16 protein-coding genes and 1 pseudogene are annotated in these 17531 nt (G+C 61.8%); 11 read left to right on the top strand and 6 right to left on the bottom strand.

The genetic code is table 11. The annotated features are described in order from the left end of the window. The first annotated feature begins 35 nt into the window (after positions 1-35). On the top strand, positions 36-1697 hold the full coding sequence (locus ACS4RR_RS13730; protein WP_456188906.1) for an alpha-amylase family protein: 1662 nt from the start codon (positions 36-38) through the stop codon (positions 1695-1697). A gap of 40 nt (positions 1698-1737) precedes the next feature. Here the strand turns inward: ACS4RR_RS13730 and ACS4RR_RS13725 are convergent, their stop codons facing one another. Continuing rightward, positions 1738-5136, bottom strand: a complete 3399-nt coding sequence (locus tag ACS4RR_RS13725) for a hypothetical protein (RefSeq protein ID WP_456188905.1) — start codon at positions 5134-5136, stop codon at positions 1738-1740. A gap of 125 nt (positions 5137-5261) precedes the next feature. Here ACS4RR_RS13725 and ACS4RR_RS13720 point away from each other — a divergent pair, with 125 nt between their 5' ends. The 5 genes from ACS4RR_RS13720 (at position 5262) to ACS4RR_RS13700 (ending at position 10120) form a co-directional block, all read left to right on the top strand. Further along, positions 5262-5735, top strand: a complete 474-nt coding sequence (locus ACS4RR_RS13720) for a peroxiredoxin (protein WP_170255815.1) — start codon at positions 5262-5264, stop codon at positions 5733-5735. Next, positions 5732-6559 (top strand): ferritin-like domain-containing protein, encoded by an 828-nt coding sequence (locus ACS4RR_RS13715; RefSeq protein ID WP_222385114.1) that lies wholly within the window; start codon positions 5732-5734, stop codon positions 6557-6559. Before ACS4RR_RS13720 ends, ACS4RR_RS13715 begins: the two co-directional genes overlap by 4 nt. Positions 6560-6663: 104 nt before the next feature. Further along, positions 6664-7983: a M23 family metallopeptidase gene (locus tag ACS4RR_RS13710; RefSeq protein WP_222385115.1), complete on the top strand. Its 1320-nt coding sequence runs from the start codon at positions 6664-6666 to the stop codon at positions 7981-7983. A 138-nt stretch (positions 7984-8121) separates the two neighbouring features. Beyond that, positions 8122-9687, top strand: coding sequence for a DEAD/DEAH box helicase (locus tag ACS4RR_RS13705; protein ID WP_017964466.1), 1566 nt, complete (start codon positions 8122-8124; stop codon positions 9685-9687). 7 nt (positions 9688-9694) lie between these two features. After that, the gene (locus ACS4RR_RS13700) at positions 9695-10120 is read left to right on the top strand and encodes an NUDIX domain-containing protein (protein ID WP_260110921.1); all 426 of its coding nucleotides are present in this window, start codon (positions 9695-9697) and stop codon (positions 10118-10120) included. Here the strand turns inward: ACS4RR_RS13700 and ACS4RR_RS13695 are convergent, their stop codons facing one another. Continuing rightward, positions 10121-10438 (bottom strand): TfoX/Sxy family protein, encoded by a 318-nt coding sequence (locus ACS4RR_RS13695; RefSeq protein WP_017964468.1) that lies wholly within the window; start codon positions 10436-10438, stop codon positions 10121-10123. It lies immediately after the preceding gene. Between the two features lie 35 nt (positions 10439-10473). Then, the gene (locus tag ACS4RR_RS13690) at positions 10474-10968 is read right to left on the bottom strand and encodes a flavin reductase (protein ID WP_170281267.1); all 495 of its coding nucleotides are present in this window, start codon (positions 10966-10968) and stop codon (positions 10474-10476) included. 182 nt (positions 10969-11150) lie between these two features. Here ACS4RR_RS13690 and ACS4RR_RS13685 point away from each other — a divergent pair, with 182 nt between their 5' ends. The 5 genes and pseudogenes from ACS4RR_RS13685 to purB all read left to right on the top strand — a co-directional run bounded on the left by ACS4RR_RS13685 (position 11151) and on the right by purB (position 15569). Then, positions 11151-12233, top strand: coding sequence for an ABC transporter substrate-binding protein (locus ACS4RR_RS13685; RefSeq protein WP_260110923.1), 1083 nt, complete (start codon positions 11151-11153; stop codon positions 12231-12233). Between the two features lie 67 nt (positions 12234-12300). Further along, complete coding sequence (gene rpe, locus ACS4RR_RS13680) at positions 12301-12978, top strand: ribulose-phosphate 3-epimerase (protein WP_222385123.1); 678 nt, start codon at positions 12301-12303, stop codon at positions 12976-12978. Further along, positions 12975-13696: pseudogene (locus ACS4RR_RS13675) on the top strand (DUF2259 domain-containing protein). The gene rpe and the pseudogene ACS4RR_RS13675 overlap by 4 nt, the downstream one beginning before the upstream one ends. 2 nt (positions 13697-13698) lie before the next feature. Continuing rightward, positions 13699-14199: a hypothetical protein gene (locus ACS4RR_RS13670; protein WP_222385125.1), complete on the top strand. Its 501-nt coding sequence runs from the start codon at positions 13699-13701 to the stop codon at positions 14197-14199. A gap of 62 nt (positions 14200-14261) precedes the next feature. Continuing rightward, positions 14262-15569, top strand: coding sequence for an adenylosuccinate lyase (gene purB, locus ACS4RR_RS13665; RefSeq protein WP_222385127.1), 1308 nt, complete (start codon positions 14262-14264; stop codon positions 15567-15569). A gap of 45 nt (positions 15570-15614) precedes the next feature. Here purB and ACS4RR_RS13660 read toward each other — a convergent pair whose 3' ends face one another. The 3 genes from ACS4RR_RS13660 to ACS4RR_RS13650 form a co-directional block, all read right to left on the bottom strand. After that, on the bottom strand, positions 15615-16037 hold the full coding sequence (locus ACS4RR_RS13660; protein WP_162117062.1) for a hypothetical protein: 423 nt from the start codon (positions 16035-16037) through the stop codon (positions 15615-15617). A gap of 48 nt (positions 16038-16085) precedes the next feature. Then, positions 16086-16565 carry a low affinity iron permease family protein gene (locus ACS4RR_RS13655; protein WP_222385128.1) on the bottom strand — a complete coding sequence of 160 codons (480 nt, stop codon included), beginning with the start codon at positions 16563-16565 and terminating at the stop codon, positions 16086-16088. Positions 16566-16717: 152 nt separating this feature from the next. Beyond that, on the bottom strand, positions 16718-17524 hold the full coding sequence (locus tag ACS4RR_RS13650; protein ID WP_260110926.1) for a DUF2189 domain-containing protein: 807 nt from the start codon (positions 17522-17524) through the stop codon (positions 16718-16720). Between the last annotated feature and the right edge of the window lie 7 nt (positions 17525-17531).

Raw genomic sequence — 17531 nt, 5'->3', positions numbered from 1 at the left:
CGGGATTTGCGACCTGATTGGATTGGAGCGCCGGCATGATCAACGACCTCTGGTATAAAAACGCTGTCATCTACTGCCTGTCCGTCGAGACCTTCATGGATGCGAACGGTGACGGCGTGGGTGATTTTCCAGGCCTGATGCGGCGTCTCGACTATCTCTCCGGCCTTGGCGTGACGGCGATCTGGCTCATGCCGTTCCAGGCCTCGCCCGGTCGCGATGATGGTTACGACGTCTCCGACTATTACAATGTTGACCCGCGTTATGGCTCGCTCGGCGATTTCGTCGAATTCACCCACGGCGCCAAGCAGCGCGGTATCCGGGTGCTGATCGATCTGGTGATCAATCATACGTCCAAGGACCATCCCTGGTTCCAGGACGCCAGGAGCGATCCGCGCTCGCGCTATCGCGACTGGTACGTCTGGTCCGAGAAAAAGCCGGCGAATGCCGATCAGGGCATGGTTTTCCCCGGCGTCCAGAAGACGACCTGGACCCATGACGACAAAGCCAAGGCCTATTATTTTCACCGCTTCTACGATCATCAGCCCGATCTCAATACGTCGAACCCCGAGGTGCAGGCGGAAATCCTCAAGATCATGGGCTTCTGGATTCAGCTCGGCGTCTCCGGTTTCAGGATGGATGCCGCTCCCTTCATCATCGCGACGAAAGGCGCCGACGTTACCAAGCCTGTAGAGCAGTTCGACATGCTGAGGAAATTTCGCGAATTCCTGCAGTGGCGCCTGGGCGATTCAATCATTCTGGCGGAGGCCAATATCCTGCCGAAGGACAATTTCGAATATTTCGGCGATGACGGTGACCGCATGCAGATGATGTTCAATTTCCAGGTCAATCAAGCGCTGTTTTATGCCTTCGCCAGCGCCGATACGCGCCCGCTCAAGAAGGCCCTGGACGCCACAAAGCCGCGCCCAGCGACCGCGCAATGGGGCCTCTTCCTCCGCAACCATGATGAACTGGATCTCGGCCGGCTGACGGAAAAACAACGCGGCGCGGTATTTGCAGCCTTCGGAGCTGAAAAGGACATGCAGCTCTACGACAGAGGCATTCGTCGTCGCTTGGCGCCGATGCTCGGTGGCGACCGCCGCAGGATCGAAATGGCCTACAGCCTATTGTTTTCGCTGCCTGGAACGCCTGTCATCCGCTACGGCGACGAAATCGGCATGGGCGATGACCTTTGTCTGCCGGAGCGTAATTGCGCACGCACCCCGATGCAGTGGTCGACCGAACCGGAGGGCGGTTTCACCAAAAGTCAAAAGCCGATCTCGCCGGTCATCAAGGACGGCCCCTACGGTTTCCAGCATGTCAATGTTGCTGCACAGCGGCGCGATCCCAATTCGCTGCTGAATTGGACCGAGCGGATGATCCGGATGCGCAAAGAAGCCCCTGAGATCGGCTGGGGCGATTTTTCGGTGATCGACACCGGCAACGATGGCGTGCTGGCGCTTCGTTATGACTGGCGCGGCAATTCGGTGTTGATCCTGCACAACCTGCACCCGCAGCCGACGGAAGTGACCTTCGATCCCGACTTCGGTGAAGACGGACGACAGTTGATCGATATTGCCGATGGCGCGAGCAGCAAGGCAAACGGGAAAGGATTTCATATCGTCGTGCTCGATGCCTACGCTTATCGCTGGTATCGCGTCGGCGGTCTCGACTATCTCCTCAGGCGGAGAGAGATTTAGCTACGTCACGCCACGACCACTGCCGTGACCGCTTCCCGCCTCACTGGAATTCGAAGATCTGCCGGAAAACACCCGGCGCGATGATCGACAGCGGGTTGATCTGCAGGTTCGGCTGGTCGAACTTGCCTGTCAGCTTGAAGGTGATGCCGATGAGGCCGCGGTCGCTGCCATTGCCGAGGATAACGCCGATCAACGGCAGTTCGGCAAAGAGGCGGTTGAGGCCGTAGGCCGGCATGAAGGTGCCGGTCATGTCCATGTTGCCCTTGCGGTCGCGCACGATGCCCTGGAAGGTTGCGCCGATCTGGTCGCCTCGCAGCACGCCGTTTTCGATGCCGACCATGCCATTGCGCGAAACGACACGGGCAAAGCCGCGCTGGAAGCGCTGCGACGAGGTATCGATATCGCGCTTGACGGCCTCGTTGAGGCTGCGCTGCTCACTTCCAACGGGCGTCGAGACAATCGAGCGCAGCCGTTGTTCGTTGACGATCGCGAAGCGGCGCACATCGAGGGAGCCGTCCCAGCCGCCCTCCGCCCCCAGCCGGATCGCCAGATTGAGCAGGCCGCCCTGCATGTGCTGGTAGAGATCGGCGAAACGCGATACCGCGCCGGCATCGCCGCTGGTGATGTTGATGACGCCGCCGTCCTGCATCTGGCTGACCACCGCCTCGCCGCTATCGGTAACGGCGGAAAAATTGAGCGTCTGCAGCTTGTCGCCCCGCAGTGATATTTGCGCCTGGAAATTGCCGACTTTCTCGTCGTTGAAGCCGATGACGTTTTTCAGCCTGGCGCGCACCAATACGCCGGTGTCGCCGGCATCCCCATCACCATCGTCACCCGAGCCCGATTTCAACCGCTGGATGACTGGCCGCGCATCGGCGCTGTCGCCGGAGACCGAGACGTCGAAATTGCCCTTGCTGCGTTTCACCGACAGGGCGAAATCGTCGAGCGAGGAGAGCTTGACGCTATCGAAATCGGCCGAGATCAGCCCGCCCTTGCCGATGTTCAACGATCCGCTGGCACCGAAACCGTCGCCCTTCAGGCGGAAGTTCATGATCTGGGTATTGTCGGCCGGGCCTGACGTTTCGAACTCGGCCGTGGCGGCGATGCCGCTGCCTTTAGACCAGCCGATCCAAGGCAATTCGAGCAGCGACTTGGTGAGGTCGAGCTGGACGTCCTGCCGGTCGTCGTCGATCCGCGTCAGCACCATCTTCACGCTGCCGGCGACGATGCCGGAAAGGCCGGGTATCAGCTTGTTGCGCTGGTCCTCGGAAAGCGTCGCGGTGATCACCCGCTGCCGCGCCGCTGTATCGGATGCCTCGACCGGTTCGGTAAGATCGATATCGGCCGGGACACCGTCGATCTGGGCCTTGGCGTCGAGCGTGATCCGTTTCGGATTGCCGTTCAGCGTGCCGTCGAGATTGCTGATCATTCGGCCGGAAAACGGCTTGGCAAGATCGACGTCGGTGAGCTTCATTGCCGCTGTCCATTCGGCAGGCGGCGGGTTTTGCGAGGAGAGCAGGCCGAAATGGGCCTTCACATTCGCCTCGATCCGGCCCTTGAGATCGTCGGGCGTAAAGCCGGCGCGCTGCAGCACCCGGATCGGCCTGTAGGTCAGAAGTTCGCCGACGGCATCCGCCGGGCCGGACACCGCGAGATCGATATCGGCCATCAGCGGCTTATCGTAGGTGGCGGGCAAGATGAACGTCCCCTGCCCGAGACCGACGGACCGGCCGGACGGGAAATAGGACGTGCCGTTCTTGATCGCGATCGTCGCAACCGGGCCGCTCAGGTCGAAATGCGCTGACGTGTCGCGGATCGGCGGAATGTCGCCGGCGACATTCATCCGCGCTCCCGCAATGTCGAAGCCGATGCGGATCTGGTTGGCATCGAGTTTCAATCCCTTGCCGCCGGCTGCCTCATCCAGCCTGCCGAAGGGAATGAAGACCGATATGGTGGCGTTGGTGACGGTGCCGCCAAAGAGATTGCCGTGCACCCAGGTGCGCACCTTGGGCGCCATCCAGAACGGCCAGAGCTGCTTGATCGCTGTCGTCTGCAACTGCGCCGACTGGCCGGCGAAGCTGATTTCCGGCGATTTGTCGCCGAGTTTGACGTGCAGGGACCCGTAGAGCGCACCGAGCGGGCTGGAAGCGGTTATGTTGGGAAACTGGAATTCACGGCCGGCGACCATGTAGCGCCCCGTCGCCTGGACGTCGAAGGAGAGCGTCGGCTCGCCGGAGCCGCCGGGGGCTGCCGTGCCGCCGCTGACGAGCAGGTCGATGCCGAAGCCCTTGCCGGCCTGCGACTCGAGCTTGTCGAGATCGATCAGCGCACCATTGATGGGAAGCGTCGTCGCGCCGAACCGGGCGTTCGATCGGGCGATCTCGATCGTCTGCTTGGCGAAATCATAGACGAGATTGATTTGCCCGCCCGACAGCTCCTGCGGATCGCCGTCGGCATAGATCAGGCCGGGATCGATGTCGAGCGTCGCCGCAAGCGCCGGCTGCACGCCATCGCGCCCTCTGGTGGCCGACACCGTGAGGTCGGCAAAGGCGCTGAGCCCCTGCCGTATTGCGCCCTGATCGTTGCGTTTCAGCCCGAAGGGCGTGAGGTCGGCATGCTTCAGCGTCGCAACGACCTTCGACACGTGGCCGTCTTCCTTCTCGGCCAGCACATCGAGCTCCGCCACTTCGCCGTTCAGCGCGACTTCGCCGGTCAGTTGCAGCGAGGATGGGCCGGCATGGGCAAAGACGAGATTGTCGATGACCAGCGACAGCGGACCGTTGGCGGTATCGGCAAGCTTGATGTCGATGCCGGAGATGCGCATCGAATTCGTCGAGCCGCGCGTCACGATGCTATCGAACATGTCGAACTGCGAGAAGATTTTCTCCATCGCCGCCGGCACGGCGTCGATGCGCAGATCATCGAGCTTGACGGGATTGCCGGAGGGCAAAAGCGCGGTATCGAGCGCGATATCCTCCGCTTCGATGTCCGTCACTGCGATCCGGCCGCGGAAAAGCTGCAGCGGATCGAGCCCCAGGCGCACCGAACCCGTCGTCGACAGGTGCTGGCCGCTCTCCTGGTCGATCATGTTGACGTTGCGCGCTTCAAGCGCCAGCCGGAAATCCGAGGTGAAGCGGATGACGGTGGAACCGACCTCGGCGCGGTAGCGCGGTCCGGCCACGCCATTCAGCGCCGCCTGCGCCTGCTGCGACAGCGGCTTGTCGAATAGGCCGCTCTCGACGGTGAAAACGATGGCAGCAAGAATAAGCAGGATCAGTCCCAGAAATCCTGAGCTCAGCTTCACCGTGCGGCGCATCGGCGAACGCGGCGGCGGGCAATGAACGATGATCGGATCCTCGGCCTGGGCGGACGGCAAGCGGTCCAGCGCAACGATATCCTTCTTGCGAAACGTGACCTTTTCGCCGCGGATGGCTGACATGCGCCCTTGGGCTCTCCCTTTAACTGAAGAATTGAACCCGGCCATGCTGGACGGGTATCCGTCCACTATATAATTCGGGGAGAGTAAGTGTCATCCACAAACCCGGCAAAAGAAAGGTTTTCCCAATGGCGGTTCCCAGCATCGGCGTCTCTGCCCCTGATTTCAACCTTCCCCGCGACGGCGGCGGCCGCGTTTCGCTGGCCGAATTCCACGGCAAACCGCTCGTGCTGTTCTTCTACCCCAAGGACGACACCACGGGCTGCACCGCCGAATCACTGGCTTTCACCGCGTTGGCAGCCGAGTTCGAAGCGGCGGGTGCCGCCGTCATCGGCATGTCGCCCGATTCGGCCGCCTGCCATGACAAGTTCATCAAGAAGCACCGTCTTTCGGTGGCGCTCGCCTCGGACGAGGAAAAGACGACGCTGCAGGCCTATGGCGTCTGGAAGGAAAAGAGCATGTATGGCCGCAACTTCATGGGTGTCGAGCGTACCACTTTCCTGATCCGCCAGGACGGCACGATCGCCACCATCTGGCAGAAGGTGAAGGTGCAGGGCCATGCAGAAACCGTGCTCGAGGCCGTGAGGAACCTGGCGGCGTGACCGGCGATCTCACGATAACCTCGCTGCGCGGCGGCGCCATCGATGCGATCTGTTCGGCCGATCTCGACCGCAAGACGGCACTTGCGCAGGAAAGCGCCACCCGCTGGTTCACCCGCCGGGTGTCGCTGCGCTCGCCGCTCGATGCGGCGCTGCCCGACAGGCCCGGCCGTCCCGAGAAACCGGTGCTGACGCCGCCGACCCAGGTGGAGAAGCGCTCGCTGCATACGCTCAAAGGGCGGATCGCGCTGCTCCACGCCATCGCCCATATCGAACTCAACGCCGTCGATCTGGCGCTCGACATCGTCGCGCGATTCGCGACCGAGCAGGTGCCGAATTCCTTTTTCGACGGCTGGATGCAGGTCGCCTTCGAGGAGGCGAAGCATTTCCGCATGGTGCGCGCCAGGCTCAACGATCTCGGCGCCGATTACGGCGATCTGCCCGCCCATGACGGGCTCTGGCAGGCCGCCCATTCGACCCGCAACGATCTGACGGCAAGGCTCGCCGTCGTGCCGTTGATCCTGGAGGCCCGCGGCCTCGACGTCACGCCGTCGCTGCAGGCGAAGATGCGCCAGACCGGCGATCTCGAAAGTGCCGATGTCCTCGACGTCATCTACAACGACGAGAAAGGCCATGTCGCCGTCGGCGCCAAATGGTTCCGCTTCCTCTGCGCCCGCGAGAAGCGCGACCCTGCAAAAGCCTTCCAGGAGCTGGTGCGGGCGAATTTCCGCGGACCGCTGAAGCCGCCTTTCAACGATCTTGCCCGCGCCGAGGCTGGGCTGACGCCGTCCTTCTACCGCTCGCTCGCATCGATCAGCCACGCTTGAAGTCACTGAAATTTATGATGCGCCGGCGACAATGAAAGCATTCATTAACCATAACGGTGTCTAATTTCCGAAAGAGGCGTAGAGCATCAATCGGGAGAGCCTGCGTGAACAGCGGACATCAGCACCGGGTATTCGGCAGACGGGCGCAGGAACATATCCTCATCCTGGCAAGCGGCGACAAGGTCCGCCATATGACGGTCCGGCCGTGGATGGCTGCGCTGACCCTCTGCTTCGTCGGCGTCTTCTCGATCGGCTATCTCCTGGCCACGTCCTATCTCGTGCTGCGCGACGATCTGATCGGCGCCACCATGGCCCGCCAGGCGCGCATGCAGCACGACTATGAAGACCGCATCGCCGCCCTCCGCGCGCAGGTCGACCGCATCACCTCCCGCCAGCTTCTCGATCAGCAGGTGGTCGAAGACAAAGTCGACAAGCTGATGGAGCAGCAAATGGCGCTCACCTCGCGCCATGGCAAACTCGACAATCTGCTCGACCGGGCCGAAAGCTCCGGCCTGACGGAAAAAGACGGCGCCCTGCCCGCGCCGACTTCCCCGGTTCAGTCTTATGCGCCCGATAGCAAGGACAAGCGTGCATCGCTTAACCGTGGCGGCGTCGAGGCGATCGAGAAACAACTGGCGAGCGGCGCGCCCGCCGATGCGACACCGGACAATTCGACGCTCGCCTATGTGCCGGCCACTGATACGGTCGGCGACCGTGCCGACCGCATCTTCTCCAAGGTGACGCTATCGCTGAAAGATGTCGAACAGGATCAGCGCAGCCGGGTCGAACAGCTGACGAGCGATGCCGGCAATGCCGCCAACGCCATCGAGACCGTGCTGACCCGCTTCAAGATTCCGATGCCCGAGAGCGCTGCCGAGAAAGACGATGACGATGCGGTCGGCGGCCCCTATGTCGAGCCTGAAAGCAACGACGGCTTCAACAATTCGCTGGTTGCGCTCGACGGCGCACTGACCCGGCTCGAGGCAGTGCGCAGCACCGCCGAATCCCTGCCGTTCCGCAATCCCGCTATCGGCAAGGACGTGACCAGCCCCTTCGGAAACCGCCGTGATCCGTTCCTCGGCCGCCTCGCGCTCCATTCCGGCATCGACTTCCGCTTTTCGCCGGGCGAAAGGATCCGCCCGACGGCGCCCGGCAAGGTGATTTCGGCCGGCTGGACCGGCGGCTACGGCAACATGGTCGAGGTCGATCACGGCAACGGCATCTCGACGCGCTACGGGCATATGTCTGAGGTTCTGGTCAAGGTCGGCGACACAGTCGATAGCAACGACGTCATCGGCCTTGCCGGCAGCACCGGCCGCTCGACGGGCACCCACCTGCACTATGAAGTGCGACAGGACGGCAATGCCGTCGATCCAGTATATTTCATGAATGCCGGCCTTAAACTCGCCACCTATATCAAGTAACTCCTGCCCGGTAACCAACGCTTCACTCTGCAATGGGTGCGGCGTCTCTAATTCTTGACTTGCCGGCCATTCGGGGCTATGTCGCGCTGCATTGCGGCATGCAATCCCGCCGACTCGTTCAGAGTTCGGCCGAACCGAATGGAAACAGTTTTCCCTTTGACGACATTTGCTGACCTTGGCTTGAGCCAAAAAGTGCTATCCGCTGTTACGGATGCGGGCTACACGATCCCCACGCCCATTCAGGCGGGAGCCATCCCGTTTGCGCTCGAGCGCCGCGATATTTGCGGCATCGCGCAGACCGGCACTGGCAAGACGGCATCCTTCGTGCTGCCGATGCTGTCGCTTCTCGAAAAGGGCCGTGCACGTGCGCGCATGCCCCGCACACTCATTCTCGAACCGACGCGCGAACTCGCCGCTCAGGTCGCCGAGAATTTCGAAAAATACGGCAAGAACCACCGCCTCAACGTCGCCCTCCTGATCGGCGGCGTTTCCTTCGAAGACCAGGACCGCAAGCTCGAGCGCGGCGCCGATGTGCTGATCTGCACACCCGGCCGCCTGCTCGACCATTTCGAGCGCGGCAAGCTCCTGATGAGCGGCGTCGAGATTCTCGTCATCGACGAGGCCGACCGCATGCTCGACATGGGTTTCATCCCTGATATCGAACGCATCGCCAAGATGATCCCGTTCACCCGCCAGACGCTGTTCTTCTCGGCAACCATGCCGTCGGAGATCCAGAAGCTCGCCGATCGGTTCCTGCAGAATCCAGAGCGTATCGAAGTCGCAAAGCCGGCTTCCGCCGCAGCGACCGTGACGCAGCGTTTCGTCGCCTCGCACGGCAAGGATTACGAAAAGCGCGCCGTCCTGCGCGAACTCGTCCGCGCCCAGACCGAGCTCAAGAACGCCATCATTTTTTGCAACCGCAAGAAGGATGTCGCCGATCTCTTCCGATCGCTCGAACGCCACGGCTTCTCGGTCGGCGCCCTGCATGGCGACATGGATCAGCGTTCCCGCACGATGACGCTGCAGAGCTTCCGTGACGGCAACCTCCAGCTTCTGGTCGCTTCCGACGTCGCTGCCCGCGGCCTCGATATCCCTGATGTCAGCCACGTCTTCAATTTCGACGTACCGATCCATTCCGAGGATTACGTCCACCGCATCGGCCGCACCGGCCGTGCCGGCCGCTCGGGTGCCGCCTTTACGCTCGTCACCAAGCGCGACACGAAGTTCGTCGATGCCATCGAGAAGCTGATCGGCGAAAAGGTCGAATGGCTGAGCGGTGACCTGACGTCGCTGCCGCCGCCGGCAGAAGACAGCCGGGACAGCGAACGCCCGCGCCGCAACAGCCGCGAGCGTGGCGCCAGAGATGGTGCAGGCCGAGATCGTGCGCCGAGAGAGAATGGCGACAAGGATCGTGGACGCGGACGCGGCAATCGCGCCGCCGCGAGTCATAAATCTGACAACGACATACAGGATAATGGCGTCGACGTGATTGAAGCAGCACCAGTAAAGGCCGACATCGTGAAGAACGAGCGCAAAGCAGAGCAGAAGCCGCAGAACAATGCGCGTAACAGTCGGCCTTACCCGGCAAATGATGACAGCCGCGACCGCCGCCGTCATCGCGATCACGACGACGGCCCGACCCCGGTCGGCTTCGGCGACGATATCCCGGCCTTCATGCTGATCGCCGGCAGCGCCAAGGTCTGAACATCCAATGGGCAGGCCCGGCCTTGATTTTCCGGGCTTCGGCGTCGGCCTGGTAATTCTGCGCGGCGCCAAAATCCTTCTCTACAAGCGCTTGCGCGCACCTGAAGCCGGCTACTGGAATATTGTCGGCGGCAAGGTCGATCACATGGAGCCGGCGGAGCAAGCCGCTCGCCGCGAGGCCGAGGAAGAAACCGGCCTCGTGATCGGCCGTATCGAACGGCTCGGCATGACCGAGCAGATCATGGACGTCGACCGCCAGCACTGGATCTCTCTGCTCTATGTCACCCGCGACATCGAGGGCGAGCCGCAACTCACCGAACCGGACAAGCTTTCGGATTTCGGCTGGTTTCCCCTGACCGATTTGCCCGAGCCGCTGTCGGCCTTCACCAAGGCCGCCATAGCAGCCTTGCCGGCTGCAGCACGGGGCGAATAGCTATTCGGCGCGAAGCGACGCCTCATAGGCAAGCCGCACCCATTTCGCCATCAGATCGGGATCGTCATAGGCCTCGTCGGGGATCGACCAGTAGGGCATTTTTACCGGCTTGCCCTTCTTGCCCTCATAGGTCCATTGCGTGGCTCCGGCGGCGGCAAATTCAGGCGCGCTCGTCTCGTCGGCCTTCAACAGCATTTCGTCGCGCACTTCAAGCGCGATAATCCGTCCGAGATGATAGATGCCTTTACCGCCGAACATGCGCTTGATCGTGACTGGCCCGAGCCCCTGAAACATTTCCTCGATCCCGGCATTGTCCATCCTCTATCCCCTTGAAATCTCGATCGCTGCGGAAATCACAACGCGTGATAATCCCGGTTCATATAGATCAGCGCCGGGTGTTTTTCGCTGAAGCGGACAGCCGCGACCTCACCGAAGACGACATTGTGCGTCGGCATTTCCTTAATGTCGGTCACCCGGCAATCGAAGGCGGCGAGCGCATCGAAGAGAACCGGCGCGCCGGTGACGAGTGTGTCGAAACGGGCGCTGGCGAAGCGGTCGTCATTGGTAAGCACAGTGCGCCCGGAGAAAGCGTCGGCAACGGCCTGGTGATGGGCGCCAAGCGTGTTGAGCACGAAGACGCCGCTGCGGAAGAAGATCTCGTTCTTCGGATTAGTGTTGTTGAGGCAAATCAGCACCGAGGCCGGATTGTCGGAGACCGAGCAGGCGGCGGTAATGGTAACGCCGCGGCGCACCCCTTCCATCGCCGTCGTCACGAGCTGTACATGGCCGGCATAACGGCTCATGGCGTCGCGATAAAGGCCAGGGTCGATATGCTGCCTGTTCAACACCTGCTTCTCCGTGCGCGCGCTTTATGCCTGGATTGTCTTGCCATCGCGCCAATATGGCGAGCATCGGTTACCTTTTCTACAATAGGACCGGTGAAAAGCGCCGTGTTGCGCTTGTTTTTCTTTGACGATCGCGGCCTTGCGGATAAAAGGGCATGGACGATGGCTAGGGATGTCCGCCTTTCATGATCAACCTGCGTGGCATAGCAGCTTTTCTGGCGCTGCTGGGAGCGGCGGCTGAAAGCCATGCGGCGGGCGTGACGATCGGCGTCGTCGCTCCTCAGAACGGCCCGCTCGCCCTCCTCGGCGCCCAGATTGCCGCGGGCGCCGGCTTCGAGATCCAGCAGTCGGGAAATACTCTGGTCGCCATCAACGAGACCTGCGAAGACAATAGCGGTGCTGCGGTTGCCGACGCGCTTGTCAGCGCCAAGGTGCAGGTCGCGATCGGCTTTCTCTGCAGCGAAACGCTCGAAGGCGCGCTGCCGAAGCTGAAGGACGCCAGCATTCCCGCGATCACCGTCTCCGTGCGCTCCCGCATCCTGATGGAGGATGCATTGAAGAACGGCTGGCCGCTCTTCCGGGCGGCGCCCGCCGACGGCGCCGAGGCAGCAAAGATCATTGAGGTGATCCTGAAGGACTGGGCCGCCGATCCGATCGCCCTGATCGAGGACGGCACCATTCATGGCCGCGAACTGACGGAATCGGTGCGCAATGCGCTGGAGCAGAACGGCCTGAAGCCGGTCTTTACCGATACCTACCGTCCGGGACAGGAGCAGCAGATTGCCCTGGTCCGCCGCCTGAAACGGGCCGGCGCCACCAGGGTCTTCATCGGCGGCGATCGCAACGACGTCGCCGTCATCGCCCGCGACGCCAAGGCCGAGAACATCCAGCTTTCCATCCTCAGCGGCGATGCCATGCGCGCTGCCGACCAGCCGCTGCCGCTGAATTCAGGCGTGCGCGCCGTCGCCCTGCCCGAATACGCTACCCTGCCGGAAGGCACGGCTGCTGCCGGCGCGCTGCATGCCAAAGGCGTCGAGCCGGAAGGTTATGTCCTGCCGTCGCTGGCCGCCGCCCTCATTGCCGGCCAGGCCGGGCAAGCCGCCGTTGCGGCGGGCAAGCCCCTCCAGGAGACGCTTCTCGGCACGACATTCCAGACGCCGGTCGGCGCTATTGCCTTCACCGGTGCGCATGAACTTTCGCAAAATCCCTACCGCCTGCTCGAATGGCGGGGCAACGGCTTTTTTCCACCTGCGGCGCCGACGCAATGAGCAGCGGCCGCCAGCTTTGAATTCTGGCGCCGCAGTGAAATGGCGCGCCCTATACGGAGTAGTTTTGATGACGCTGCCCATTCGCATTGCCCCCTCGATCCTCGCAGCGGATTTCGCCAGGCTCGGCGAGGAGGTGCGCGACGTGACGGCCGCCGGCGCCGACTGGATCCATCTCGACGTGATGGACGGGCATTTCGTGCCGAACATCTCCTTCGGCCCCGATGTCATCAAGTCGTTGCGCTCCTATACATCAGCCACGTTCGACTGCCACCTGATGATCTCGCCGGTCGACGACTATCTCGAAGCCTTCGCCAAGGCCGGCTGCGACCGCATCACCGTCCATACCGAAGCCGGACCGCATCTGCACCGCTCGCTGCAGACTGTCCGCAACCTCGGCAAGAAGGTCGGCGTGACGATCAATCCGGCGACACCGCTCAGCGCCATCGAGAACGTGCTCGACGATGTCGACCTCATCCTGATCATGTCGGTCAATCCCGGTTTCGGCGGGCAGAAGTTCATTCCGGCGATGGCGAAGAAGATCGCGGCGGCGAAGTCACTGATCGGTGATCGGCCGATCGAACTCGAGGTCGACGGCGGCGTCACGGTGGAAACGGCGCCTGATATCGCGCGGGCGGGCGGCAACGTCCTCGTCGCCGGCTCGGCAATTTTCAAGGGCGATACGGTCGAGGATTACCGCCGGACCGTCGCCGATCTGCGTCAGGCAGCCGAAGGGGCACGAGCATGAAGAAGCGTCTCATCATCGGCGGCATCATTGCCGCAGCATTTGCCGGCCTGCCCGGCCTGTCACTTGCCGGCGACATCGCCAATATCCAGCCGATCGGTTTTTCCGCTGACGGCAAGGTTTTCGGATTCCAGGAATTCGGCATCAAGCAGAGCGTCCCCCCTACTCCAACACTTATTTCGTCGATACCGAAGACGGCCACTATCTCGAGGGCACACCCTTCCGCACCGAACTGACCGATAAGGACGCCAATCTCTCCAAGGCGCGGCGGCAGAACCTGACGGCGGCGCGCAGCCAGATGGACAAATACGATCTGTTGACCAATCCCGGCCTGATCGCCGCCTTCAATCCACCGACCGAACTCGGCTCGCCTTCGAAGACGATCCGCTACACGACGCTTGCGACCGACGGTCCGCCGAAGGCGCCCTATACGCTCTCGCTCGGCGAGATGCCGGTGCCGACGCCGAAGGATTGCGCCGCGATCGATAAACGCGTCATCGGCTTCAGCCTGCAGATGATCGAAAAGGAAGGCGCTCCGAACCGGCAGGCGGCGCGCCAGGCCACCACGGTTCCGGCCGAGCGCACGTGCTCGGTCGAATACCGGATCGGCGGCGCGGTGGTCTATCAGCCGGAAGGCGGAAACCAGGTTCACATCGCCCTCGTCCTGGCCTTCGATGCGACAAGGAACGGCCGCTGGATCGCCGTTCCTGTTCATCCCTAAGCATGGATCGCCCCCGGATAGATCGTCTAAGAGCTGCATGGCCGCCCTACCCCGATCTGATCGCCGGCGCGTTGCTTTGGGGTATGCAGATGCTCGCCGCCGCCATGCTCGGCCTTTACCTGCGCAACGGCCTGCAGACGGGCCGCCTTGCCGAAGTGACAGCACTTTATTTCGCCGGGGGCCTGTTGGCCTGGCCGTTCGCCCTGCCGGTTGCCCGCTTCCTTGCCTATGGCAGGCCGCCGGAAGCGCGTTTTGCCGCTTTTTTCGTGACGTTGACCGCAGCTACGATCCTGATGACCGCCTTCCTCTTCGCCATGGAATACCGGATCTTCTATTCGCGCTGGCACGCGCCCTTCGGCAGTATCGTCTGGGCCTTCCAGTTCGTCTTCACCAGTATCAGCGCCGTCTACCAGTTCCTGGTGATCGGCCTGCGCCTCTTCCTGCCGCTCGGCCTCGTCTGTCTTGTCGCAAGCAGCTATCATCTTGCCAAACGCATGCGTTGAGATTGCCGCCCGTCTTTGCTACAGGGGCGCTAACAAACCTCTCGAAGTGAAGGCAGCCGCCCATGATCCCGCGTTATTCTCGGCCCGAAATGGTCGCCATCTGGTCTCCCGAAACCAAGTTCCGCATCTGGTTCGAGATCGAGGCGCATGCCTGCGACGCGCTGGCCGAACTCGGCGTCATCCCGAAATCGGCGGCAAAGACGATCTGGGAAAAAGGCGGCGCCGCCACCTTCGATGTCGACCGCATCGATGAGATCGAGGCTGTCACCAAGCATGACGTCATCGCCTTCCTCACCCATCTCGCCGAGATCGTCGGCCCGGATGCGCGCTTCGTCCACCAGGGCATGACCTCGTCCGACGTGCTCGACACCTGCTTCAACGTTCAGCTGGTCCGCGCCACCGACATCCTGCTTGCCGATATCGACCGGCTGCTCGAAGCACTGAAAAACCGCGCCTTCGAACACAAGGACACCGTCACCATCGGCCGTTCGCACGGCATCCATGCCGAGCCCACCACCTTCGGCGTCAAGCTGGCGCTCGCCTATGCCGAATTCGAGCGCTGCCGCCAGCGCCTCGTCGCCGCCCGCGAGGAAGTCGCGACCTGCGCCATATCGGGCGCCGTCGGCACCTTCGCCAATATCGATCCGCGCGTCGAAGAACATGTCGCCGAAGCGCTCGGCTTGAAGGCCGAGCCGGTCTCGACACAGGTCATCCCGCGCGACCGCCACGCGATGTATTTCGCCACGCTCGGCGTCGTCGCCTCGTCGATCGAGCGGCTGGCAACCGAGATCCGCCACCTGCAGCGCACCGAGGTGCTGGAAGCCGAGGAATATTTCTCGCCTGGCCAGAAGGGCTCCTCTGCCATGCCGCACAAGCGCAACCCGGTTCTGACCGAAAACCTGACCGGCCTCGCCCGCATGGTCCGCTCCTACGCCATGCCGGCAATGGAAAACGTCGCCCTCTGGCACGAGCGCGATATCTCCCACTCCTCGGTCGAGCGCATGATCGGCCCCGATGCCACCGTGACGCTGGATTTCGCACTTTCGCGGCTCGCCGGCGTCATCGAAAAGCTGCTGGTCTATCCCGAAAATATGGAAAAGAACCTCAACAAATTCCATGGCCTCGTCCACTCGCAGCGCGTCCTGCTGGCGCTGACCCAGGCCGGCACCTCCCGCGAGGATGCCTATCGCCTCGTGCAGCGCAACGCCATGAAGGTCTGGGAACAGGGCAAGGATTTTCTGGAAGAGCTGCTGGCGGATGCGGAGGTCCGCGCTGCACTGTCGGAAGAGGATATTCGGGAGAAGTTCGACCTCGGCTATCATACCAAGCATGTCAATACGATCTTCCGCCGGGTCTTTGGGACGGCTTGAGGGTCGCGGTCAACGCAGTGACGGCGCCCCTGCTCGGCGCCGTCTTCAACATATCTCGCTGTTGTTATTTATTAGCTGGTTTCTCCTTACCCGCAGCCTCAACATAATTGGGAAAGCGATACAGGCGACGAGGACAGAAGGAAGGCAGTAGGCCAAAACGAACAACAAAAAGACGAGCTCTTTTTCTCCGAAACCAGACAACGACAGAAACACTGCTGCAATCAAAGACAGCGTGCCAATAAAAACAATAAACGCCCAGAAACACGGCCGCGAATTCATTTCGATATATTTAATACGATAGGAAATAAACAATATAAAAATGAAGGGAAGCGAAAAAATAAACTTCGCGATCAAAGTGCCCATGGCCAGATCTCCGAAGAAAAATGGCAGATGACCAACCGTTATTCCAAGAAGATAGGCCTGAAAGAACAGCTCAGTCTGGGGCTCTCTTAGTTCGGAATCGACCATCTTCCCTACGCAATACGAACTCATCGTCTTGGAACTGTATTTAGCGATTCAATTTTTCTCAAGTGGCCGCTGCTTCTGCTTCGACGCCTTGGCAGCCACAGAGCGCTTAGGTGCATCCGCCTTTTTCGGCGGTGCCGCATTCGCTGCCTCCGATGTCCTGCAGGCCTCCGTCTCGCCCCTGCCCTTTGCGGCCTTGGCGACCAGGTGGTTGAGGTGCTTCAGCTCCTCCTCCTCGAGATTCTCGATGCCGATGAAACGGTTCTCGGCATGGCTGGTCAGGATGATTTCGTTGAGCTTGGCCTGGATCGCCCGCGTGTCGCGCGTCTGGGCGTTCTGCAGCACGAAAACCATCAGGAAGGTGATGATCGTCGTGCCGGTATTGATGATCAGCTGCCAGGTTTCCGAATAGTCGAAGAAGGGGCCGAGTGCCGCCCAGATAACGACCACGATCAGTGCCAGGATGAAGATGACGGGTTTGCCCGCCCATTCCGATACCTTTGTTGCGAACTGGGCGAACAGATGCTTCATCGTCACCTCTGCAATCCTCCCTCGAGGCCTCCGGACCATGATGTCGACGACATCACGCTCTCGGCTAAACAAACTCCGAGGCAGGTTCGAGGTTCCCCCAGGGATCCGATATTCCCCCGGGGGTCCGGAATTCGCCGCAGGCAAGGCCGTGGTTATGCGGTCGCTTCCCGCGCAATCAGCTTGCGATAGAGATGCCAGGTCGCATGGCCGAGGATCGGGATGACGAGCGCAAGCCCGGCAAAGACCGGGATCGTGCCGATGACGAGCAGCGCGGCGACGATCAGGCCCCAGAGCAGCACCGGCACCGGATTGAGAATCGTCGCGCGGATCGACGCTGTGACGGCCGCCACCGCCCCGACATCGCGGTCGAGCAGCAGTGGAAAGGTGATGACGGTTATCGCCAGCACGACGAGCGCAAAGACGAAGCCGATGAGATTGCCCCAGATGATCAGCTGCATGCCCTCTGACGTGCCGAAGACCTGGCGGAAGAAATCCGCCATGCTGCGCGGAAAGACCTCGCCGAGCAGGTTGATGTAGAGCGTCTGCGCCGTCACCAGCCAGACGACGAAGAGGCCCAAGAGCATCAGCCCGACCGCCACAATCGACGGCAGCGCCGGCGAATGGCGCACCTCGAGTGCATGCGTCCACGACGCGTCGAGGCCGACCTCGCGCCGGCGGCTGATCTCATAGAGGCCGATCGCCGCGATCGGGCCGATCAGCACGAAACCCGCCATCAGCGGGAAGACCATCGGTAAAAGGTTGGCGCCCGAGGTCCATAGCGTCAGGAAGACGCCGGCGATCGGGTACATCAGGCACAGGAACACATAATGGGACGGTTTCTCCATGAAATCTTCATATCCGCGCTTCAGCGCGTCGAAAACGTCAGCGATACCGATGCGATTGACAACGGGCCGCGCGAAGCTTTCGCTTGCACCCGTCATGACGTGAAATGCCGCCATGGCTTTC

The organism is Rhizobium zaerense (genome assembly GCF_051810725.1).
In the GTDB taxonomy this organism is placed as follows: Bacteria; Pseudomonadota; Alphaproteobacteria; order Rhizobiales; family Rhizobiaceae; genus Rhizobium; species Rhizobium leguminosarum_I.
Note: the sequence above shows the minus strand (reverse complement) of the source record. Positions and strands in the feature narration are given on the sequence as shown.

Bases quoted from the DNA above. Each gene is read 5' to 3' on its own strand.
- ACS4RR_RS13730 (WP_456188906.1), top strand. From the start codon at position 36: ATGATCAACGACCTCTGGTATAAAAACGCTGTCATCTACTGCCTGTCC.
- ACS4RR_RS13725 (WP_456188905.1), bottom strand. From the start codon at position 5,136: ATGTCAGCCATCCGCGGCGAAAAGGTCACGTTTCGCAAGAAGGATATC.
- ACS4RR_RS13720 (WP_170255815.1), top strand. From the start codon at position 5,262: ATGGCGGTTCCCAGCATCGGCGTCTCTGCCCCTGATTTCAACCTTCCC.
- ACS4RR_RS13705 (WP_017964466.1), top strand. From the start codon at position 8,122: ATGGAAACAGTTTTCCCTTTGACGACATTTGCTGACCTTGGCTTGAGC.
- ACS4RR_RS13700 (WP_260110921.1), top strand. From the start codon at position 9,695: ATGGGCAGGCCCGGCCTTGATTTTCCGGGCTTCGGCGTCGGCCTGGTA.
- ACS4RR_RS13695 (WP_017964468.1), bottom strand. From the start codon at position 10,438: ATGGACAATGCCGGGATCGAGGAAATGTTTCAGGGGCTCGGGCCAGTC.
- ACS4RR_RS13685 (WP_260110923.1), top strand. From the start codon at position 11,151: ATGATCAACCTGCGTGGCATAGCAGCTTTTCTGGCGCTGCTGGGAGCG.
- rpe (WP_222385123.1), top strand. From the start codon at position 12,301: ATGACGCTGCCCATTCGCATTGCCCCCTCGATCCTCGCAGCGGATTTC.
- ACS4RR_RS13670 (WP_222385125.1), top strand. From the start codon at position 13,699: ATGGATCGCCCCCGGATAGATCGTCTAAGAGCTGCATGGCCGCCCTAC.
- purB (WP_222385127.1), top strand. From the start codon at position 14,262: ATGATCCCGCGTTATTCTCGGCCCGAAATGGTCGCCATCTGGTCTCCC.
- ACS4RR_RS13660 (WP_162117062.1), bottom strand. From the start codon at position 16,037: ATGGTCGATTCCGAACTAAGAGAGCCCCAGACTGAGCTGTTCTTTCAG.
- ACS4RR_RS13655 (WP_222385128.1), bottom strand. From the start codon at position 16,565: ATGAAGCATCTGTTCGCCCAGTTCGCAACAAAGGTATCGGAATGGGCG.
- ACS4RR_RS13650 (WP_260110926.1), bottom strand. From the start codon at position 17,524: ATGGCGGCATTTCACGTCATGACGGGTGCAAGCGAAAGCTTCGCGCGG.